23 protein-coding genes are annotated in these 22345 nt (G+C 37.0%); 12 read left to right on the top strand and 11 right to left on the bottom strand.

Going from position 1 to position 22345, the window contains the following annotated elements:
- Positions 1-56 precede the first annotated feature (56 nt).
- A complete protein-coding gene (lepB, locus tag QUF91_RS18540) occupies positions 57-623 on the top strand; it encodes a signal peptidase I (RefSeq protein ID WP_289419002.1) in 567 nt (188 codons plus the stop codon).
- 45 nt (positions 624-668) lie between these two features.
- On the top strand, positions 669-1562 hold the full coding sequence (locus QUF91_RS18535) for a PhzF family phenazine biosynthesis isomerase (RefSeq protein ID WP_289419001.1): 894 nt from the start codon (positions 669-671) through the stop codon (positions 1560-1562).
- Between the two features lie 71 nt (positions 1563-1633).
- Here QUF91_RS18535 and QUF91_RS18530 read toward each other — a convergent pair whose 3' ends face one another.
- Positions 1634-1813, bottom strand: coding sequence for a hypothetical protein (locus QUF91_RS18530; RefSeq protein WP_289419000.1), 180 nt, complete (start codon positions 1811-1813; stop codon positions 1634-1636).
- A gap of 192 nt (positions 1814-2005) precedes the next feature.
- On the opposite strand from QUF91_RS18530, the gene QUF91_RS18525 reads away from it, so the two are divergent.
- The 4 genes from QUF91_RS18525 to QUF91_RS18510 all read left to right on the top strand — a co-directional run bounded on the left by QUF91_RS18525 (position 2006) and on the right by QUF91_RS18510 (position 3563).
- The gene (locus QUF91_RS18525) at positions 2006-2731 is read left to right on the top strand and encodes an alpha/beta fold hydrolase (protein WP_289420100.1); all 726 of its coding nucleotides are present in this window, start codon (positions 2006-2008) and stop codon (positions 2729-2731) included.
- A 115-nt stretch (positions 2732-2846) separates the two neighbouring features.
- The gene (locus QUF91_RS18520; RefSeq protein WP_289418999.1) at positions 2847-3026 is read left to right on the top strand and encodes a hypothetical protein; all 180 of its coding nucleotides are present in this window, start codon (positions 2847-2849) and stop codon (positions 3024-3026) included.
- 121 nt (positions 3027-3147) lie between these two features.
- The gene (locus tag QUF91_RS18515) at positions 3148-3303 is read left to right on the top strand and encodes a hypothetical protein (protein ID WP_289418998.1); all 156 of its coding nucleotides are present in this window, start codon (positions 3148-3150) and stop codon (positions 3301-3303) included.
- A complete protein-coding gene (locus tag QUF91_RS18510) occupies positions 3279-3563 on the top strand; it encodes a hypothetical protein (protein ID WP_289418997.1) in 285 nt (94 codons plus the stop codon). The genes QUF91_RS18515 and QUF91_RS18510 overlap by 25 nt, the downstream gene beginning before the upstream one ends.
- A gap of 20 nt (positions 3564-3583) precedes the next feature.
- Here the strand turns inward: QUF91_RS18510 and QUF91_RS18505 are convergent, their stop codons facing one another.
- From QUF91_RS18505 to QUF91_RS18495, 3 genes are all read right to left on the bottom strand, one after another.
- On the bottom strand, positions 3584-4120 hold the full coding sequence (locus QUF91_RS18505; protein WP_289418996.1) for a tubby C-terminal domain-like protein: 537 nt from the start codon (positions 4118-4120) through the stop codon (positions 3584-3586).
- A 122-nt stretch (positions 4121-4242) separates the two neighbouring features.
- Positions 4243-5505 carry a dicarboxylate/amino acid:cation symporter gene (locus QUF91_RS18500; RefSeq protein ID WP_289418995.1) on the bottom strand — a complete coding sequence of 421 codons (1263 nt, stop codon included), beginning with the start codon at positions 5503-5505 and terminating at the stop codon, positions 4243-4245.
- Positions 5506-5909: 404 nt separating this feature from the next.
- Complete coding sequence (locus QUF91_RS18495; protein ID WP_289418994.1) at positions 5910-6959, bottom strand: TRAP transporter substrate-binding protein; 1050 nt, start codon at positions 6957-6959, stop codon at positions 5910-5912.
- 111 nt (positions 6960-7070) lie between these two features.
- Between QUF91_RS18495 and QUF91_RS18490 the strand changes: the two genes are divergently transcribed.
- Together QUF91_RS18490 and QUF91_RS18485 are read left to right on the top strand one after the other, a co-directional pair.
- Positions 7071-8654: an ATP-binding protein gene (locus QUF91_RS18490; protein ID WP_483308104.1), complete on the top strand. Its 1584-nt coding sequence runs from the start codon at positions 7071-7073 to the stop codon at positions 8652-8654.
- 328 nt (positions 8655-8982) lie between these two features.
- Positions 8983-9684, top strand: coding sequence for a response regulator (locus tag QUF91_RS18485; RefSeq protein ID WP_285394828.1), 702 nt, complete (start codon positions 8983-8985; stop codon positions 9682-9684).
- 210 nt (positions 9685-9894) lie between these two features.
- Here QUF91_RS18485 and QUF91_RS18480 read toward each other — a convergent pair whose 3' ends face one another.
- Positions 9895-10863, bottom strand: coding sequence for a 4-hydroxy-3-methylbut-2-enyl diphosphate reductase (locus QUF91_RS18480; protein ID WP_285394830.1), 969 nt, complete (start codon positions 10861-10863; stop codon positions 9895-9897).
- Positions 10864-10936: 73 nt separating this feature from the next.
- Positions 10937-11494, bottom strand: coding sequence for a VrrA/YqfQ family protein (gene vrrA, locus QUF91_RS18475; protein ID WP_285394831.1), 558 nt, complete (start codon positions 11492-11494; stop codon positions 10937-10939).
- Between the two features lie 284 nt (positions 11495-11778).
- On the opposite strand from vrrA, the gene QUF91_RS18470 reads away from it, so the two are divergent.
- Together QUF91_RS18470 and QUF91_RS18465 are read left to right on the top strand one after the other, a co-directional pair.
- Entirely contained in the window at positions 11779-11907 is a 129-nt protein-coding gene (locus QUF91_RS18470; protein WP_285394832.1) for a hypothetical protein, read from the top strand.
- 214 nt (positions 11908-12121) lie between these two features.
- Positions 12122-13810 carry a methyl-accepting chemotaxis protein gene (locus QUF91_RS18465; protein WP_289418993.1) on the top strand — a complete coding sequence of 563 codons (1689 nt, stop codon included), beginning with the start codon at positions 12122-12124 and terminating at the stop codon, positions 13808-13810.
- Positions 13811-13980: 170 nt separating this feature from the next.
- Here QUF91_RS18465 and QUF91_RS18460 read toward each other — a convergent pair whose 3' ends face one another.
- From QUF91_RS18460 to QUF91_RS18440, 5 genes are all read right to left on the bottom strand, one after another.
- On the bottom strand, positions 13981-14160 hold the full coding sequence (locus QUF91_RS18460) for a FeoB-associated Cys-rich membrane protein (protein ID WP_285394835.1): 180 nt from the start codon (positions 14158-14160) through the stop codon (positions 13981-13983).
- 10 nt (positions 14161-14170) lie between these two features.
- The gene (feoB, locus tag QUF91_RS18455; protein WP_289418992.1) at positions 14171-16150 is read right to left on the bottom strand and encodes a ferrous iron transport protein B; all 1980 of its coding nucleotides are present in this window, start codon (positions 16148-16150) and stop codon (positions 14171-14173) included.
- Positions 16147-16374 (bottom strand): FeoA family protein, encoded by a 228-nt coding sequence (locus QUF91_RS18450; protein WP_285394837.1) that lies wholly within the window; start codon positions 16372-16374, stop codon positions 16147-16149. The genes feoB and QUF91_RS18450 overlap by 4 nt, the downstream gene beginning before the upstream one ends.
- Positions 16375-16483: 109 nt before the next feature.
- The gene (locus QUF91_RS18445; protein WP_289418991.1) at positions 16484-17188 is read right to left on the bottom strand and encodes a response regulator transcription factor; all 705 of its coding nucleotides are present in this window, start codon (positions 17186-17188) and stop codon (positions 16484-16486) included.
- A 229-nt stretch (positions 17189-17417) separates the two neighbouring features.
- On the bottom strand, positions 17418-20135 hold the full coding sequence (locus tag QUF91_RS18440; protein ID WP_289418990.1) for a sensor histidine kinase: 2718 nt from the start codon (positions 20133-20135) through the stop codon (positions 17418-17420).
- 263 nt (positions 20136-20398) lie between these two features.
- Here QUF91_RS18440 and QUF91_RS28165 point away from each other — a divergent pair, with 263 nt between their 5' ends.
- A complete protein-coding gene (locus QUF91_RS28165) occupies positions 20399-20485 on the top strand; it encodes a potassium-transporting ATPase subunit F (protein WP_353957872.1) in 87 nt (28 codons plus the stop codon).
- Between the two features lie 24 nt (positions 20486-20509).
- On the top strand, positions 20510-22213 hold the full coding sequence (kdpA, locus tag QUF91_RS18435) for a potassium-transporting ATPase subunit KdpA (RefSeq protein ID WP_289418989.1): 1704 nt from the start codon (positions 20510-20512) through the stop codon (positions 22211-22213).
- The last annotated feature ends 132 nt before the right edge of the window (positions 22214-22345 follow it).

The following is a 22345-nucleotide window of genomic DNA, read 5'->3' as shown; positions in this document are numbered from 1 at the left end:
GTATCCATTAATGTAAGACAATTGGATATTAGAGTAGAAGGATTGGAGTGTAAAGTGTGACAGAAAAACAAACAAGGAATGAATTTTGGGGATGGTTTAAAGCAATTGGACTAGCAATTATCTTAACAATGGGCGTCCGTTATTTTATTGTATCTCCTGTAGCTGTACAAGGTGCTTCAATGGAGCCAACTTTTGAAAATGGAGATAAAGTAATTGTTAATAAAGTGGGACCACGAATCTCAAATTATGACCGCTTCGATATTATTGTTTTTGAAGCAAAAGAAGATGAAAATTTTATTAAAAGAATTATCGGTTTACCAGGTGATCATATAGCCTATAAAGATGATGTTTTATATATAAACGGAAAAGCTTATGATGAGCCTTATTTAACTGAATATAAAGAAGCATTACGTGATAAAGGTAATTTTACTTATGATTTCACCCTAGAGGAACAATTAGGTGAAATGACTGTACCAGAGGGGCATTTTTTCGTTCTTGGAGATAATCGTCGTAGAAGCATAGATAGTCGAAAGCAGGAAGTCGGATTTGTTTCGCAGGATAAAATTTTAGGAACAGCAGAATTTGTATTGTGGCCATTTGAAAGACTTGGTAGTACACGCTAAAGTATCCGCCTTTCTAGAGAGCATTACAGAGAAAGGAAAAAGCATATGAAAATTGTTACAGTTCATCATTACGATGCGTTTAGCACGATACCTAATAAAGGTAACCCAGCAGGTGTTGTCGTTGAGGGAGATCAGTATAGTGAAATAGAAATGCAAGCTATTGCTAAGCAAGTAGGCTTTAACGAAACAGCCTTTGCACTAAAATCGGATAAAGCAGATTTACGTATTCGTTATTTCACACCAGGACATGAGGTGAATTTATGTGGACATGCTACGATGGCAACGCTTTATGCACTAAAAACAAAAGGTTTACTAGAAGATAAGTCAAAACTAACGATTGAGACGAAAGCAGGAATTCTTCCAATTGAGATAAAAGAACAACAAGCAGGACAAATTTACATCACCATGCAACATGCAACGCCTCAGTTTGAAGCCTTTAACGGTTCAAAATCTAAACTTGCACAATCAATAGGACTTACAGAGGAAGCGATACATCCTGAATTACCGATAGTTTATGGAAGTACCGGAATTTGGACATTGCTAATCCCTATTAAAAATTTATCATACTTTGAAAAAATGACGCCTCAATCTGCAGATTTTCCAGCGATCCTAGAAGAAATGCCTAAAGCATCCTTGCATCCTTTTTGTTTAGAGGCAATTGATAAGAGTGCTGATATGCATGCAAGGCATTTTTCATCTCCATACTCTGGAACAATTGAAGATATTACGACTGGTACTGCCTCTGGTGTTATGGGAGCTTATTTTGCAGAGTATATTGATAGACAAGCACAATTGCCTAAAACGCTAATCATCGAACAAGGTCAGGAACTTGGCAAGGATGGACGTGTCCATGTTCATGTGAAAAATGAAAAAGGGACATTAAATATTTCGATCACTGGAACTGCTGTGCATGTGAAGGAACTAAAGGTAGGAATTTAATAAGAATGGCCGCTTAAAGTTTTTTCATCACTTAAGAAGCGGCCATTTTTTGGGGAATGTCATCCATTCCATTAATGTTTTATTTCTTCAATGACTTTTTCTTTCAAATCTGCATCCATTGAGGAAAGCTTAACGTTATTAGTGAGACGTTCCTTTAATTCCCTGTCTGTCATAATACCGCGTTCTTCTAGAATTTGTACAAGAAGGTTTAATGTCATCAAGTTTTTAATGTCTGCTGCTTTTGTATCCATAAATAAATGCCTCCTAAAGTATAGTATTTCTACCTCTTTAGTGTACTCCTCTTTTAGAGGGATGGCATAAAAGTGTCAAAACAAAGCGAATTTATTTCGCGTCCCGGAATATATTGAATGATTCTAGCAAAAGCAGAACTAGCTCTTGATTACTCGATGAAATCTAAGTTAAAAAACAGAGGAAACGATAATATGTCTAAAGAAATGTTTGTACCAATTAATGATGTTAAAATGTATGCTAAATTGATAGGTGAAAAAAATGGTAAACCTACAGTGGTTATGGATGCAGGATATGGTGATTATTCTAAAGGGTGGGTTTCTATAATTTCTGATGTGTCAGCATTTACAGAAGTGTTAGTTTACGATAGAGCAGGACTTGGTAAAAGTGAAAAAAGTTCAAATCCTAGAACAAGTCGAGAAATGGTAAAGGAACTGAAAGAGCTTCTTATTAAATTGGAGATAGCACCTCCATATATATTTGTAGGTCATTCATTTGGTGGAGTAAATGCAAGGCTATATGCCAGTAAATATCCAAATGAAATTGCGGGATTGTTATTGGTTGATTCTACTCCAGAGGACTACCAAGAAAGATTCCTTCCCACTATGACAAGGGAATTTCAAGAGGCGTATAAGAAACAATTTGTATACGAAGGCAATTATAAAGAATTTAAGGAAAGCTTAAAACAATTAAAAGACCATCAGAAAAAATTAAACATGCCGTTAATTGTTCTTTCTGCAGGTAACAAACATCATTATACGAAGGAATCTCAAGAACTGTGGAATAAAATGCAGAAAGAAATACTGCAAATTTCTACTCAAAGTGAATTTATTCTCGTAGAAAATAGTGCGCACTACATACAAAATGATGCACCTTCGATAGTGGTAGATGCAATAAAAAAGCTACTTAATAATTTTTAATATCATAGTGGCTGGGACGAAAACTGGTCAAAACCTTAAAAAGCCCGATACATCAATAAAAAATATGCTTATGTCATAAGCGACGTAAATTATCAGTGCGGCCAGAGAGTGTTACATGAAGGGAGATGTCGATATTTTGCAAAAGTTGGTTGATAAATTAAAAAAGTTGGTTGATAAATCGATAAAGTTGGTCGATAAACAATCAAAAGTTCTCGATAAATCTCAAAACTGCAGCTCATTAAAGATTTTTGTCACTGCCGTTGCGCTCCGCCCCACTTTCGCTGCAGAAAAATGAGGTTTTGTCCCAGCCTTTATGGTTCATCATCAAAAATCGGAGATCCATTTATGAAACTATATGTCCTGTATATGTTGATCTTCGTTCGTTCCGACTAGAAGCCCCCAGGAAGCTTTACTCTGTGCGAAAGCGACAACAAATGTTTTCTGTAGCGAAAGCAAAGCGACAGCGACAACAAATGTTTTATCTGTGTGAAAGCGAAGCGTCAGCAACAAATGTTTTATCTGCGCGAAAGCAAAGCGGCAGCGACAAATGTTTTATCTGTTCGAAAGCGTAGCGACAACAACAACAAATGTTTTCTGTAGCGAAAGCGAAGCGACAGCAACAACTGTTTTATCTGTGCGAAAGCGAAGCGACAGCAACAACTGTTTTATCTGTGCGAAAGCGAAGCGACAGCAACAACTGTTTTATCTGTGCGAAAGCGAAGCGACAGCAACAACTGTTTTATCTGTGCGAAAGCAAAGCGACAGCAACAACTGTTTTATCTGTGCGAAAGCGAAGCGTCAGCGGCAAAGGCCTAGTCGGAACGGAAGTTAACCCACGTTATGGTGATATTTCTAATTACTCATTGAGAATAATGCTTGATACAGAGTTGCTAGCAAAGCAACAAAAAGCGTATCATCTGAGTTAAAAAGCTTAAAAGCTACACCAGTACGTACGAGATCAGTTTCTATATTACTAGCACTTGCTATTTTCTCATCATTGCAATATAAATAGGCGGTAGATGTAAAATCTTTTTCAAAGCGAAAAGCGAGTCCATCCATTGTAAAAGAGTAGGAGGATTCAAGTAATTGAACCGTCTTCCTTTGAATTGGAAAAATGGATCCATCTGGCATGATAAGCTGATGGCTGACACCCTTTGTCAATAGTGTGGATTGCACTTGAAAAAGAGGTGCACCTAAAGTAGAACGTGTTTCATAACGATGTGGTAAAGACTGCTGTGCAGCTACTAGTATGACAGCATTCATTACTTTTCCAACGGATGAACGTTCAACTTTTTGTAGCAAACATACTGTCTCATTTTGTTCATTCTTAATAGGAATATTTGAAAAGCTTTCGAAAGCTTTTGGGTAGGTAAGGGTAAATGTAGTCATATAAAAACCTCCAATTTACTTACTATACGAGTAAGCATTACAGGAGGTTTCATATTGAAAAGGAAAAATAAAAGGCTGGCCGATAATGTGAATATTTCACTTTCGGACAGCCTTTCATTTTATTATTTGATGATTGCTTCTCCTGCAAGAGCACGTTTTTCCTGCTCTGGATCGAATTCTTTCTCCATTTTTGAAACGACAACTGTTGCTACACCATTACCAATTAAGTTTGTTACGGCGCGAGCCTCTGACATAAATCGGTCGACACCAATTAAAAGTGCAATTCCTTCTACTGGAATCATTGGGAATGCCGCTAGTGTTGCCGCGAGCGTAATAAAGCCTGAGCCTGTTACTCCAGCAGCACCTTTAGATGTCAGCATTAGAATAGCAAGTAATGTAATTTGATGCCAAATATCTAAATCAACCCCATAAGCTTGTGCGATGAAGATAGCCGCCATGGATAAGTAAATAGACGTACCATCTAAGTTAAAGGAGTATCCTGTTGGCACAACAAGACCAACCACCTGTTTAGAGCAACCATAGTTTTCTAATTTGCGCATCATCGAAGGGAGTGCAGATTCTGATGATGATGTCCCGATAACAATGAAAATTTCATCTTTAATATACTTAATAAACTTAAAAATATTGAACCCAAAGTAACGTGTAATTAGGCCGAGGATGACTACGATAAAAATAAACATCGTAACATAAACGGATAGCATTAAAAACCCTAAGTTTCCAAGTGATTTAAGACCGAAATTTCCGATTGTGTAGCTCATAGCACCAAATGCACCAATCGGGGAAATCTTCATGACCATATTAACAATTTTAAAGAATATATCCGCTACTTGTTCGAAAAATTTAATAACTGGTTTAGCTGGTTCTCCAATAGAAGCAGCAGCTAATCCGAATAAAACAGCTGAGAATAAAACGGGTAATAACTCTCCGTTTGCAAGTGCCCCGACAACATTTTCAGGAATGATATTCATAATAAATGCGCCAAAACCATGCTCTGTTTGAGCAGCAGCCTGTGTATATTGAGAAACATCTGCACCGTTTGCAGCTTCTGTATTAAAGCCTTTACCTGGCTGTACAATATTGACAACGATTAAACCAATCGCTAGTGCGAAAGTAGAGACAATTTCAAAATAAAGTAATGCCTTCCCACCAATTTTACCAACTTTTTTTACATCGCCCATACTACCAATTCCGATAACAACCGTTAAGAAGATGATAGGAGCTATTAACATCTTAATTAATTTAATAAAAATATCAGCTAATATTTTTAACTGCGCTCCGAATTCTGGAAACACAGCACCGACAATAATACCTAGTACAATAGCAATCAGTACTTGTACAGTTAAGTTTTTAAAATTTATACGCATAAAGTTCTCCCCTTACACTAGTAATGAAAATTTTGTGAACGCTTTCATGTGGTTATCATAGCTGAAATTTTCCGACAATAGCTTTTATGACCGTAATGTTTCTATTGTTCATTTTGGTCATTTTTAGCTGAAAAATGAATAAACCTAGTGATAGCAAGGGTTCAAGCTGTTTTATAGTAGTTTTGTAGTTTTGAAAGCTATTATAATACAAAAAGAAAAATCCCCACTTAATGTGAGGATTTATCATAAATGAACAAAAATAAAGTTGTTGATGACATTTTTTAAGACGTATGCTTTGTATATAAGTTGACCTTCGTTACAGCTGGGTGACTCCTTTAGGCTCAACAGACGACCCCAGCCGGAACGGAAATCAATCACACGTTTTAGTGATGATCCCAAAATACTTATGGGGAAACAATTTTTTCAATTTCCGATAGAACATCATTATTTTGTACATTGTTTCTATAATAGTCATAGACAGGTGCTAGCTTTTCTTTAAAGCGTTGGCGTTCCTGATCACTCATCGTATAAATTTCAAAGTTATCTTGTTGCTCTAATTTTTGCAAATCTTTTTCATTCATTTGTACAGCTTGTTCAAATTGCCAGTCTGTTGTTTCTTTCATAGCCTCCATAATCTGTTTTTGGATTTTTGGAGGTAATGAATCCCAAAATTTATCGTTAATTAAAACAGCATATCCTAAAATCCCATGCTTTGTTAATGTCATATGCTTCTGCACTTTGTAAAAACCTTTAGAATAAATATTTGACGCTGTGTTTTCCTGCGCATCAATGGCATGCGATTCTAAATCAGTAAAAACCTCGCTAAAGGAAATCGGGATTGGTGTTGCTCCAACAGCCTCGAATTGCTTTTCAAGAGTTTCACTCGGCATTGTACGGACTCGTAAACCTTTTAAATCCTCGAATGTATGAATAGGGTGATCGACAGAGGTTAAATGTTTAAAGCCATTATGCCAAAAGCCTAGCCCCTTTATTTTAAAAGGCTCAAGCTCATTTAACAATTGTTCACCAATCGATCCAGTTAGAACCTCATGAACTTCTTCATCCGTATTAAAAAGGTAGGGTAAATCAAGAACCTGCCAATTTGGTAGATAGGATGTCATCTTTGAAAAAGTAGGGATAATCATTTCTACTTCTCCATTTTGTAAAGCTTGAAACTCGTTTTCATCATTAAACAAGGAGGAGTTTGGGTAGACGTGTACCTTCACTTCGCCATTTGTTTTTTCCTCAACAAGCTCGGCGAATTTACTTGCGGCCTGTCCTTTTGGCGTATTTTCAGCTACAACGTGACTTAAATGAATGGTAATTTGTGTGTCTAAGCCTTTTTGCTCATCATCATAGGGAAGAGGCTTGGCAAATAGTAAATCTTGCTGAACGCCTATTGCTATTGTTAACAGTAAAACGGTTGCTATTGTTCCAATAATAAATTTTTTCATCTATTACACCCAATTAATTCGTATTTTCTGATGTTTTTGTTATTCTAACATATGGAGTAAGCTAAAATATAGTATAAGGAGGAGAATATCTTGAAATTTCAAAAATTATCGATGAAGAGAAAAATTATGTCTCTAACTTTTTTTATTCTCATGCTCTCCTTTAGTATAGGTGGTACATTTTTGCTAGGGTTTGTAATGAATGAGCAGAAGGATAAGCTTGAAAATCAGGCTTTGCTTGTGGCAAAGACCGTATCACAGCTTCCTGAACTTAAAACCTACATTTCAAATAATAATGATTTTAACGAGGCTACTCAACACATTAATCCTGTAGTGGAAGAAATACGTGATATAAATGGTGCACAGTATATTGTTGTACTTGATATGAATAGACGTAAGTACTCACATCCAAATACAGAAGAAATCGGTCAAGTTTCGCAGTCAGGTGATCTAAACGCGGCGTTTGCTGAGCATTACTATACATCTATTGCACACGGCGAACATGGAGATATGGTACGAGCATTCGTCCCAATCATGAGTAATGAAGGAAAACAAATAGGTGTAGTAGTAGTAGGTTATAGTGTTTTAACTGTTGCTGAGTTGCTACAATCTATTCAAACAGAGTTAATTATTACAATTTTATTATCTCTTTTCTTTAGTGCATTGGGTGCTCATACATTGGGGCTGCATATGAAAAAGCAAATGTTTGGGCTAGAGCCCCATGAAATTGCTAAAATGTATGTAGAACGAACAGAAACCTTTAACGCGATGCATGAAGGGATTATTGCCATTGATAATGAATTGACAATTACAATATTTAATGAAAAAGCATGTGAAATATTAGATGTTCACAAACAACCGTCAACATTAATAGGGAAGAAAATCTTTGACGTGTTACCCGATACACGATTACCAGAGATTTTAGAGCTAGATCATCCTATTTTCAATCGTGAGCTCTATATTAATGGTCACAGTATTATGAGTAATCGCATTCCTATACAAGTAAACGGAAAAACAGTTGGAGCTGTGGCCATGTTTAAGGATCGTACAGAAGTGAAAAAGCTTGCGGAGGAATTAACAGGTGTTAAGGCATTTGTACAAGCATTACGCGTACAAACACATGAGCATAAAAATAAATTGCACACCATTGCTGGTCTTTTACAACTTGGACATCATGAACAAGCACTTTCCTATTTACAACAAGTAAAGGAAGAGCATGATGAAATTACAAACTTTTTAAATGAACGGATTAAAAATGAAAATATTTCAGGGCTATTGCTTAGTAAAATTTCCTATGCAAAAGAACAAGGAATTCGTTTGGAGATTGACCGAGAAAGTCGCCTGACAACATTTCCAAAAAATTTAGATCATCATGATTTCGTCATTTTATTTGGTAACTTAATTGAAAATGCTTTTGATGCATTAAGGGATGTACAGATTGAAGAAAAAATTATCCATGTTTCTGTTGATGAGGATGAGGATGTACTGGCAATATTAGTAACGGACAATGGTATTGGTATGACAGATGAAGTAAAGGCACATATTTTTGATAATGGCTATTCAACAAAAGATAGAAAAGGTCGAGGCATTGGACTTTATTTAATAAAGGAAATTGTGCAAAAAGGGCAAGGTGAAGTAGATGTCATAAGTGAACCAAATAAGGGAACGAGCTTTTTAATAACTTTTTACCATCATTAATTTAGTAATTGAAAAAGGCGGGTTGATTAGGAAAAATAGGTTTATTATTGAGGGATAAAACGATTTTTTTGTTACTAATTTTGCCGATATATTTCCGTTTTAACTGATTATAGCGTAGGGCTACTCGACGCTCGCAGGAAAGTGAGTAGCCCGTATAGCGGAAATCAGAGCCTTCAAATTAATTAGTGTGGATAAAAATGGTTAATCAACAACACAAGGTGATTTAATTTTCTAGCAAAGGCAAGTGATTCTAGGAGGACCTGTGACGCTCTCCTTAGGTTCAATATTACACATATAGAGATAGAACAGAGTGTATGGAGGTCTGACAGTGACACAGATGAGGGTTTTATTAATAGAGGATGATCCAATGGTGCGAGAGGTAAATCGCCAATTTATTGAAAAGATAGCTGGATTTGAAGTAATTGGACAAGCCTCAAATGGAGTTGAGGGGATTGCTCAAATTCATAAACTTAAACCAGAACTAGTATTTATGGATATTTTCATGCCGGAGCAGGACGGAGTGACAAGCTTACGAAAAATTCGGGAACTCAAATTACCAGTAGATGTAATTACGGTAACTGCTGCTAATGATATGGAAACTGTAAAACAGGTACTGCATCTCGGCGTCTTTGATTATATTATGAAGCCTTTTTCATTTGAACGAGTGCAAGGAACACTTGAAAATTATTTGCGTTTCAAAAAGCAAATGCAAACAGAACGTGAGCTAACGCAAGGCGAGCTTGATCAGTTATTCCATTATCATAGTGGGCATAATGAGGTTCAGCAATCTAATGTCTCACGGTCAGAAAAAAGTTTACCAAAGGGTTTTAATCGTGCAACTCTGGAGAAAGTTGTGCATTATTTGCAATCTGTAGAAGGAGCATCGGCAGAAGATGTTGCGAGTGGTGTAGGCATTGCACGCGTAACAGCAAGACGATACTTAGATTATTTAGAGAAACAAGAGGAAATAACGATGGATGTGCATTATGGTGGTATTGGTCGTCCAGTCAATTATTATTTTAGTAAATAATGAAAAATCCTGATTGTCAAATAGGCAATCAGGATTTTTTTATTAAAATTTTAAGTTGTGGGTAACCAAAAGCATAGTTTTCGTCTAGGCTAAAGCGCTATATCCTCGAGGTCGCTTTGATCCCTCGGGCAAAAATGGTGGAGCGTTTACTTTTGCTTCGGGCTCGCCAGCGCTTGTCGGATGTAAACGAGTGCTTTAGCGCATTTGTTGTTAGTGAGGCATAATTTTTTCGACAGGTTTTGGTGTTTTAATTTTAGGTAAAATTTTATCTAATGTAACGGTACGCTTAATAATATGTGTTGATTCATCATTCTCATTAAATTGATCAAGGAATGAAATAACCTCTTTTACAATAGGCGTTGGTGTTGAAGCACCTGCTGTGACAGCGACAGTATTAATTCCTTTTAACCATTCAATTTTCAGCTCGGAAACGTCTGCGATTCGATATGATGGTGTTCCTGCTATTTCAACAGACACTTGCGTTAAACGATTCGAGTTATTGGATTTAGGGTCACCAACAACAATAAGTAAATCGGCTTCCCCAGCTTGCTGAGCAACCGCCTCTTGACGTACCTGTGTTGCCAAACAAATCTCTTTATGCACTTCAATATGTGGGAATTTCTCTTTTAAACTATCCATTAAATGAGCGACATCCCATTGACTCATTGTCGTTTGATTCGTTACCAGTAATTTATCATTTGTTAAATTTAATGCGTCAATATCAGTGGATGATTGCACTAAATGTACGTGATCTGGTGCAACTCCAATTGCTCCCTCAGGCTCAGGATGGCCTTTTTTACCGATATAAATAATATCATAGCCCTCTGCTGATTTTTCACGAATTAAATCGTGTGTAACTGTAACGTCAGGACATGTAGCATCAATGGATACTAAACCTTTTTGCTTTGCAATTTCACGAATTTCAGGTGAAACACCATGCGCTGTGAAAATAACAGTGCCAGTTTCAACTTGTTGAATAATTTCTAAACGATTATCACCATCTAATGTAATGATGCCATCCTCTTCAAAGGCATCCGTGACATGTTTATTATGCACAATCATACCTAAAATGTAGATAGGTCTTGGTAATGTTTTATCGAGTGCGGCGTTTCGAGCGATGACCATCGCATCAACAACACCGTAGCAATAGCCACGTGGATTAATTTTTAATACTTGCATGGTTGTGACTCCTTTCAAGCTTACCTATCTACATTATAACGGACAGGGACGGCGAATACAAAGAAACGTTCATCTACATAGGTGGCTGAAAAATACGTGGCTTGGATGGAAGTGGGTCAGGAGGAGTAAATGATGCACTTTGCCGCGACGTTTTTCGGCTTTTAGTAGAACCTACTCCATCGCTTGCCGCAGCCTCAGTTGCTGCTCCTGCCCCTGCTTTAGCTCCTGCAGAAGGTAGACCTTGAAATCCTTTATACAATTTTAAAAGTGACGGGATATTTTTTACCATTGGCATTGCTTGCTGAATGTAAGGCGTATATGTTTTAGCAGTGTTAAATATGTTATTCGCATTTTGTAAAAATGAACCGATCTTTGAAGCATCCTGCACTGGGGGCATTGGCATTTGTCCTCCGAATGATCCTATTCCACTGGACATTGGAAAGCCTCCTGGAATACGCGGTTGATTTGGAAAGCCACCTGGAATACGTGGCTGATTTGGGAAGCCTCCAGGCGTGAAAAAGGACTGCGGTGACATCGGTGTTGGCATTTGTGGCATTTGCATCGGCATTTGCATGGGCATTCTCATGCCACCAGGATACATTGAGAACGGATAAGGTGGTCTAAATACCATAACGATCTCCTTTCTTTAACATTGATGACATACCTGATTATAAATATGATATGCAGAAGGGGATGCTAGCGTTCGACAAAGACAAATAAACAAGTAAGGTGATTGTGAAGGTATCCCTCGAAAGTCATGTAGTTTTTTCTCAGTCCATATGTAGAATCATACTGGTTGAAAGGGGATACTATTTTGTTAGTAAATGGATCATCACCAAAAGTTGTGGATGACATTTGTTAAACGTATATCTTGTATATAAGTTGATTGGATCTTTGTTCCAGCTGGGCGACTCCTTGAGGATCAGCGTCACAGATGAGACCCTGGAGCAAGCAACGCGGCTCATCGGACGCGCCAGTCGGAACGGAAATCAACCACACGTTTTGGTGACGTGCCTTAAAAAAGTTGATTTTGTTAAAAAATAGTGAAATATATTACGTTTTTGTAAATAAATTGTTACAATATTTTAGTTAGACTCATCACCATAAGCTGGGAATGACATTTGTTTGTTAAAACCTATGCCATGTATATAAGTTGATTGGAGTGAAGCGTTCAGGCGGAACGGAAATCAACACCAAATTATAGTGATGAGACTTTTGCTAGACTAAAATAGCAGAGGTTAAAACTAGGAGGTATTCTGTGACTATTAAAGTTAGAAGTATAGTGTCATTTGGTCTTATTGTAATATTAGTTTTAATGATGGGGATTTTCCAAGAACAAAATGCCAAATCCCAACTTGAGCAAGTACATTTAATGAAAGAAAAAACACTTCAAACGACACTACTAGCAGATGAGATGAAGTTGTCGGTTGTACAGGTTCAGCAGTATTTGACTGATATTAGTGCCACAAGAGCACTCAATAATTTAGATGATGGATTTGAGCAAGCAGAAAAATATAGCAAAGTTTTTTATCAGAATTTGGAGAAACTGAAAAATTTGCATCCGCAAGATCAGAAAAGATTAGATGCGATTAAAGTAGCGTTTGATGATTATTATAGTACTGGTCAGAAAATGGCTAATAGCTATATTCAAGGTGGGCCTGAGCTAGGGAATAAAATTATGCTAGAATTCGATACTACATCAGTTGAGATTAACGAAAAAGTAGATATGTTTCAGCAAGAAAACATTACAGAAATACAAAACTCTTTAGCAAATGTTGAAAAACTCATTGATGATAATATGCAGTGGTTCTTATGGATGTTCATCATTATTGTAATTATTTGTATAGTCGTTGGGGTTGTATTCGCACGTTCCATCGTTGTTCCTGTAAATAAGCTAACTTCTGCAGCTAAGGTAATTGCTAAAGGAGATTTATGTCAAAAGGACATTGAAGTCAGAGCAAAGGATGAAATTAAAGATTTGGCAAATTCTTTTAATGTGATGAAGTCTAATTTACATTCACTAATACATAGTATGACCGTAAGTGTTGAACATACAACATCAGCAGCTGAACAATTAGCAGCAAGTACAGATGAAATTTCACATTCATCTCATGATATTGCAAACCTAGTAGAGAGAATGGCCATCAGTGATAATCAAGCGGCTGCTACTGGTCGTGAAAGTTCGGTAGCAATGGATGAAACAGCACAAGGTGTTCAACGTATAGCAGAGGCTACTCAAATGCTTCATTCTAAAGCAGTAGACACACAATCTATTGCAAACGATGGTGAAAAAACGTTGCATATCGCAGAAAACCAAATGTCGATTATCCAACAATCTTCAAATACAACAAATGAACGTATTAAGAAGCTAAGCACACAATCGGCTGAAATCGTTAATATAACGAAAGTAATAACTGAGATTACTGAGCAAACAAATCTTTTAGCACTAAATGCTGCGATTGAGGCGGCTCGTGCAGGAGAGCATGGCAAAGGCTTTGCGGTCGTGGCAGATGAAGTTCGCAAATTAGCTGAGGAATCCAAAACATCTGCTAATCAAATAGTAGATGTAATTGCACTTATTCAGCAAGAAACGAAGGAAGTAGAAAAGGCGGTAAGTGTAACTGTAGTGAACGTGGATGAGGGTGTCACATTTATTCAAAATGCGCAAAATTCCTTCGATGAAATTTTACATGCGATTGGTGGTATGACATCTCAAATCGAGGATGTGTCAGCTTCTACACAACAAATTTCAGCAAGTATTGAAGAAATGGCAGCATCAGTCAATGAAATGTCTTCTTCTGCCGTACATGCCGCAGAGCAATCTGATACAATTGCATCGACAATAGAAGAGCAAGCTGCAACTATTCAAGAAATTAATGCAGTTGCAAAATCATTAAGTGACGAAGCGGTATCAGTGAAGGAAGAAATCAATAAATTTAAAATTTAAGCGGTTCTTCACCATAACGTAGAGTTGATTTCCGTTCTGACAGGGCGCATCCGATGAGCCGCTCCTAAATACTTGGGCTTTCAAACGAAACCTCCAAGTCTAAAAGTTCATATAAAAAGCGAGGTAGTCTCCAAAGGATTTGGAGCTACCTCGCTGTATTTTCTACAAATTTATTTATGGGTAATATCATTCAGTTTAGAAGGAGGTGCACATGTGTTGGTAGAACAACTCTTCTGTAATGAGCAAGCTGCACATTTGCCTTTTTTCTGCTTTTTAATGCTCTTATATAAGGTAATACCAGCATAGCCAAAAATAATACAACCGATTAAAATATTAATCAATAAAGTCATTCTCTACACCTCACATCAATAAATTCCCAATACCATAAATGATAAGTGCAATAATATAAGCTACAGCAAATGGATAAAGTGTTGCAAATAAAGTCCATTTTACAGACTGTGTTTCTCTTTTTATTGCACCCACTGTTGCTAAACAAGGCATATAAAGTAAAACAAATGCCAAGAATGTATAGGCACTTAAAGCAGTAAAATGAGTTGTCATTGTAGAGGATAAGACACCCTCACTCACGCCATAAATAATCGCCATTGTCGAAACAATCACTTCTTTTGCTAGGAATCCAGAAATAAGGGATGCACCAGCTTGCCACGTTCCAAATCCAAGCGGGATAAACAACACGCCAAAAGCGCCCCCAATAATTGCTAAGAAACTTTCATCCATATTAACATTAGCGCCATGTGGTCCAAAATAAGAAAGGAGCCAAATGATAACGGAACCAGCAAAGATAATAGTACCAGCTTTGCGGAAAAATCCTTTTCCTTTTTCCCAAGTGGAACGCCAAAGTGTTTTAAACTGTGGTACATGATAGGCTGGTAACTCAACAATGAAAACTGAAGTTTCATTTTTCAAAATCGTCATAGATAATATTTTTGTCACAATAAGCGCTATCACTATCCCCATAATATATAAGGAGAATACTACTAAAGATTGATGTTCAGTAAAGAATGCTGCACCAAATAAAGCATACACAGGTAACCTTGCTGAACAGCTCATAAACGGAGCTACAAGTATAGTTAATAGACGTTCTCTAGGCTGTTCAATTGTTCTTGCAGCCATTACACCAGGAACGTTACATCCGAAGCTTACAATCATCGGAATAAAAGCCTTGCCGTTTAAGCCGAAAAATTCCATAATGCGATCCATGACAACAGCAATTCTCGCCATATAACCGGAATCTTCTAATAGTGAAATGAAGAAAAATAGTACAAAGATTTGTGGAATGAAAACTAAGACACCACCAACACCTGCAATGATCCCATCACATATTAAATTAATAATAAAAGGGGATGCACCAATAGCTTTTAAGCCTTGCGTCACTGTATCTGTAAATGGTCCACCTACAAAGCCGTCCAAGAAATCTGAAAGTGGGGTACCGATCCATGCAAATGTTGCTTGAAACATTAAATACATAAGCGCTAAGAAAATCGGAATACCTAAAATCGGATGTGTTAAAATTTTATCAACTTTCTCTGACCATTGTGTTTCACTTTTCTCTTGTATAATTACTTCGCTGTAAATGTTAGAAATATATAAATCACGTTTTTTAGCAATAGCATTCGTTAATGGTTCACCTATTTGCTTCTCTAAAGCATCACGCATTGCAACTAGCTTTTCAAAGTATTCCTTTTCTTTCAAATAAGCGTCAATCGCTTCATTTTCCATTAAAAATTGAATAGCACACCATCTGCGTTGTTCTTCAGGGACATGCTGTAACAATGCTTCAATTTTTGAGATACCTTCTTCAATGAGAGTATCATAGGTTAATGTGAAACGTTGTTGAGTACGATCTGAGGCTTGAATAGCAGTATAAATACCGTCAACACCTTTACCAGTACGAGCGCTTATTGGAATAACAGGTACTCCTAAAAAACTCTGTAATTTCTCGACATCAATGGAAATACCTTTCTTTTTCGCAACGTCAATCATATTTAAACAAATGTAAACAGGCTTACTAAGTTCAAGTATATCTACAGTTAATTGCATATTTCGTTCGAAATTCGAAGCATCAATAATATTTAAAATTCCATCTACCTGATCTTCCAGTAAAAATGAAGTAACAACACTTTCATCTTTTGAAATGGGATTAAGCGTATATACACCAGGTAAATCAATAATTTCCTTTTGTAGTTTCTTTATTTGTCCTACTTTTTTTTCAACGGTTACACCACTCCAATTGCCAACATATTCATATGAATTTGTCAACGTATTGAACAATGATGTTTTACCGATATTGGGGTTACCTATTAAAGCTAATCTACTCATAATTGCTCGACCTTTATCTCCATTAAATCTTTTTTTCTAAGCCCGATTTTCTGTCCTTGGCATTCCAATATACATGCTCCAGAAAACCATCCTTTTTGGACCATACAAATTTGGCAGCCTTCCTTTATGCCAAAAGCATTTAAACGTTTGCATAAAAGAGAGTCAATTTGCTGAAGATCTTTTACTTTAACTTTTTCACCCAATTGAACAGTATGAAGGTTCATGAGATCTACCTACTTCCTTGTGATTGATAATCATTATCAACAAGTATTATAGTATCATTATTTATCACATCTATCAATAAAAAGTTGAGGTTAAAGCTTGATCAGACCCTTATTCTTCGTCATGACAACGAAGCATTCTGTAACCAACGCGGACATGTGTTTGGATTAACTTTGGATTAGTTGGATTGTCCTCTATTTTCTTTCGAAGTGTGGCCATGAAAACTCTAAGACTTGGAACATCCGATTGTAGTACATTGTGCCAAATTTCTTTTAAAATAAAGTTGTGCGTTAAAACTTTACCGACATGCTTTGATAAAATAACTAATAGCTTATACTCAATAGGCGTCAAATGAACTTCTTTTCCATTTACAAACACAGTATTTGCCAAGTAGTTTATTTGTAAATGACCATTTACAAAGATAGAGGGTTCATTTTCTAATTGATGTTCATACGTTAATCTTCTTAAGGCTACTCGAATACGGGCTAATAGTTCTTCAACACTGAAAGGCTTTGTGACATAATCGTCTGCACCTGCATCTAATGCATTGATTTTATCGTGTTCTTCACCACGCGCACTAACAACGATAATCGGAGTTTGAGTCCAGCTTCTAATTTTCGATATAAGCTCTACACCGTCTATGTCTGGTAGTCCTAAATCCAAAATAATAACGTCTGGTTTCATGACGAGAGCCTTTTGTAGGGCACTATTACCATCTCGTGCAATATCGTATTCATAATGCTGCGTAGCTAACGTCATTTTAATTAAATTGCCAATGGCTATATCGTCTTCTACTACTAGAATTCGTTTATTCATCAAATTTCATTACTCCTTTTTGGCGCATCACCATAACATGAGGTTGATTTCTGTTCCGACTGGGCGCTTTCTTTTGGGCGACCGATGAGCCGCTTGGGCCAACAAATGTTTACTGTGCGAAAGCGAAGCGGCAGGTTCCTCTGCTGGCTCGCTCCAGGGTCTCATCTTTGACGCTGACTAAGGAGTTGCCCATTCTCCAATCCAATCAACTTATATACACGACATATTTTTAATAAATGTCATGCCTAACTTGTGGTAATGGACTTTTTTTCAGTGAAAAGGTAAAAGTCGTTCCTTTAGGTTTATTGTCTGAAACAGTTATTTCACTATCATGTAATTTTAATATCGTTTGACAGAGTGCTAAGCCTAATCCTAGACCTCTTCGACTATCGCTACGTTGTATTTTTCCTGTTGTAAATGGCTCAAAAAGGTTGCTTTTTATAGCATCATCAATACCAGGTCCATCATCAGAAATGCTAAATTGTGCTAAGCCATCAGATTCTTTAACCGTTATAGTAATAACACTACCTGATGGTGTGTAAGTCAATGCATTATCAATAATATTTATCAGTACTTGAATAATAAGTCGTGCATCCATTACAGCGAGTAAAAATTCTGGTTCAATATGATAGGATATTTTATGTGTGTTGTTTAAACAAACGACATGGGTTAATGCCTCTTGAATAATATCTTCTACAAGCTCTAATTGCATCTCTAAAGCAAGTTGTCCATCTTCTAACTTAGAAACAGCAAGTAAGTTTTCCACCATTTGTACAAGCCATTTAGAATTTTTATAAATATCCTCATATATTTTGTTTTTTTCATCATCTCGAATTTGCGATGCATTGGTCAGTAATATATCTGCATTTCCGGAAATAGCAGTAAGTGGTGTTCTTAAATCATGAGAGATTGCGCGTAAAAGGTTAGCTCGCATCTGTTCCAGTTCAGCTTCTCTAGCTACTTCTTCATTGAGTTTCTGTAAATACCACTTATCGAGTGCGAATGAAAAATCATTGATAATGGCATGTAAAATATTACGCTCAAAAGCGGGTAATAGTAATTGCTTTGACAGTGCAATGCCAATAACGCCCTTAACACTCTCGTTAGAAATAACCGGTAAATAATAGGCATTTACTTCAGGAAATATATCAGTGGTCACTCCTGCTACATGCTTATTATTTATGACCCAGCTTACTACACCATGCTCATTCGGATTGTTAAAAAGGGACGCGATTTTTTTATTTTCAATGCTAGACATGCTCTCAGTACTGAAAAAAGTAGATTTCACAATTAAATTATTTTCTATTTCAAAGAATTGTACTGGTTTTTCTACTAACTTAACGATTTGCGACATGCCTTCAGTAATAATTTCCTCGATAGATTTAGCATGTTGAAGCCTGCGATTTGTATCAAGGAGCACCTCCATTCGATAAGATTTACGAACGGCTACAATGGTTTGCTCCTTTATTTTTTTCGTTAAGCTACTTGTAATTACTCCTGATAGAAACATGATCATAAAGGTTATCGGATAGTCGCGATGATAGGCCTCAAATGAAAAACGTGGTTCTGTAAATAAGTAATTAAAAAGGAGTACGGCTATGCTGGAGCTAACGATGCTCATCATCCACCCTGATGACCAAATGGCAAGAATTAAAACACCTAAAATATAGATCGTAATGATGTTCGATTCACTTACACCAATTGTGTAGAAATAGAGCCCGACAATTGATACTATGCCAAACACTATGACCATTTTAAATAAGTCAAGCCATTCAAATGACAGCTTATTTTTTACATTAGGAAAGTAGAATTGTTCATTTTCTTGATCTGGCACTATGTGTATGGCTAAATTCGGTACTAATTCGTTAAGTCGATCGCTAATTTTTGCGTTTGGTCGCCACCATTTTTTTCTCATGCTCGTTCTACCGATGACTAATTTAGTGACACCGCTAATTTGTGCATAGTTGGCCAGGGCAGCGGCTACGTCGTCTTCTTGAACAATTACGACATGGCCACCAAGCTGTTCAACAAGTTTCATATGCTGCTGAAGTCGTTCTGAATTTGCGTTATTTCGATCATGCTCCTGTACGTTTTGTACATAAAGAGCTGTAAATTTGCCATGTAATGCCTGTGCAAGCCTTGCAGTAGTTCGAATAACTTTAGCATTCGTAGGAGAACTACTAATCCCAACAAGTAAATGCTCTTCGATTTGTACATGATGTTTAGGAGATTCGTTACTATTTACTTGCTTATAGTTAATCGTATCGGCAGCTCTCCGTAGTGCAATTTCACGCAGGGATACTAAATTTTGTTTGCGAAAAAAAGATTGCAGCGCTTTTTCTACTTGTTGTTTTACATAAATTTTGCCTTCTTGTAGGCGTTGAATTAACTCATCTGGTTCAATATCGACAATCTTTATTTGTGCCGCTTGATCAATTAAATAATCTGGAATACGTTCTCGTACCTTTATGCCAGTTATTTCTTCTACTAAATCATGAAGACTTTCAATGTGTTGAATGTTTACAGTTGTATAGACATGAATACCCTTTGCAAGTAATTCCTCTACATCTCCAAAGCGTTTCTTGTGCCGCATCGTTGGAACATTAGTATGTGCCAATTCATCAATAAGGACAATTTCTGGCTTGCGCTGCAGTACCGCATCTATATCCAATTCCTGAAAAGTTTTTCCTTTATAATTTATTTTTTTCATAGGGATTTGCTCAAGCCCCTCGAGTAGAGCTAATGTATCTGGGCGAGGATGTGGCTCTACATAGCCAACTACCACATCTTTACCAAGTTTTTTTGCCTGATGTGCTGCATCCAGCATTGCATAAGTTTTACCTACTCCAGCAGCATAACCAAGAAAGATCTTTAGTTTTCCTACATATTGTTCCTCCTGTTGAAGCCTCGCTAAAAACGTCTCTGGAGTTGGACGTGTATTTTCCATCCTCTTTCACCTCATTTGTATTATAGCGTTATCTGCCATTAAGAAAGTGTTAAGATTTTCGCTCTTTATAGTTTCTTAATAGAAAAAGCGAATTCCTAACACTACATTAATTTGAAAGTCAGTATGATGAGAGCATCCTAATTGGAAGAGGGGTGTTTCGATTGATGGACTTTTATATGATTGGCTTACTCATTATAAGCTTTGCATGTCTTTATGCGTTAACCGCTTGGTGCTTCAAGCTAGTAGAAGAGAAGTAAGGAGGAATGAAAATGTGGATTTTTATGGGGATTGTACTTGTATTCCTTTTCGGTTATCTAGGGCATGCATTACTATATCCTGAAAAATATTAATAGGCTGGTAGGAGGTACTACAGTATGTGGCAAATCGCCATTGTATTAATCATTTATTTACCGCTCGTTATTTTAACTGGTCACTATCTATTTCGGGTGACGATGCATCAAAAAACATGGCTTGATCCAATTATGGATAGATTTGATGCTGTTATTTATAAGTTATGCGGCATTAAACAAGTCGATATGACTGGTAAACAGTATGTACTTTCATTAATTCTTTCAAATGCTTTTATGGTGTTTATTGGATATATTCTATTACGCATTCAAGCGATGCTGTTTTTAAACCCAAATAATATTGACAATATGGAATCAACACTTTCATTTAATACTATTATTTCATTTATGACGAACACGAATCTTCAACATTATAGTGGCGAATCAGGACTCAGTTATTTATCACAAATGTTAGTCATTATCTTTATGATGTTTACATCTGCAGCTACTGGTTATGCCGCGTGTATGGCGTTCTGCCGTCGTCTAGTTGCTAAAACTGACACTATAGGGAATTTCTTTGTGGATTTCGTTCGTGTTATTACACGTGTGTTAATGCCTCTATCTATTGTTGTTGCCATTATTTTAGTAGCTCAAGGTTCTCCGCAAACCTTAAGTGCGAATAAAACTGTCCAAACAATAGAAGGTAAATCACAAGATATTGCCCTTGGACCTGTAGCTTCTCTTGAATCCATCAAGCATATAGGCACTAATGGTGGTGGTTTTAATGGAGCGAATTCAACGACGCCTTTTGAAAATCCAACGGTCATTTCTAATATTGTGGAAATGCTATCTATGATGTTATTACCAGGTGCTTGTGTAGTTGCATTTAGTTTAATGGTCGTATATAGAAAAAAGAAAACTATATTTGGCAAACAAGGGCTATCCATTTTTGCGGCAATGGGTGTGTTGTTCCTAGTTGGACTTGCGACTGTCTATGTAGCGGAGAAAGCGGGTAATCCAATCATTAGTGAGCTCGGAATTTCGCAGGAGCTTGGAAGTATGGAAGGAAAAGAGATGCGCTTTGGGGTAGCACAATCAGCATTATTTACAACAGTGACTACTGCTTTTACAACGGGATCTGTTAACAATATGCATGATACGTTAACGCCGCTTGGTGGTCTTGTACCGATGTTCAATATGATGCTTAATGTTGTGTTTGGAGGCAAGGGAGTCGGCCTGATGAACATGATGATGTATGTGTTACTGACAATTTTCATCGCTTGTTTAATGATTGGTCGAACACCTCAGTTTTTAGGCAAGAAAATTGAAGAGAAGGAAATGAAGCTAATTGCTCTTTGTATTTTGATCCACCCCGCTATTATTCTACTATTTTCAGCACTTGCAGTTGCAACAACAGCAGGAGTAGCGGGCATAACGAATCCAGGTGCACATGGTTTATCGCAGGTTCTCTATGAATTTGCATCGGCCTCTGCAAACAACGGTTCAGGTTTTGAAGGATTAGCCGACAACTCAACATTTTGGAATGTGACGACAGGTCTTGCCATGTTCTTTGGACGTTATTTGACGATTATTATTCAACTAGCTATAGCGTCTCTACTTGCTAAAAAGATGTTTCATAGTGATTCGGTGGGAACATTGAAAACGGATAATACTATTTTTACATTTTTACTTGTTGCTATCGTTTTAATGATCGGTGCTCTTACATTTTTACCAGCATTAGCTCTTGGGCCAATTACAGAGCACTTACAACTTTATCTTCCTTCAACTTAAGAATCCCGCCTGTTAATGCGGTAAGATGTTGCGGTTGTGGTTGAAGAGCCTTCGGACGCATTGTTATCTGTAGCGACAGCGAAGTGCTAACGTAGCGGCAACAACGAATGTTTTCTGTGCGAAAGCAAAGTG

This window comes from Lysinibacillus sp. G4S2 (genome assembly GCF_030348505.1).
GTDB lineage: Bacteria > Bacillota > Bacilli > Bacillales_A > Planococcaceae > Lysinibacillus.
Note: the sequence above shows the minus strand (reverse complement) of the source record. Positions and strands in the feature narration are given on the sequence as shown.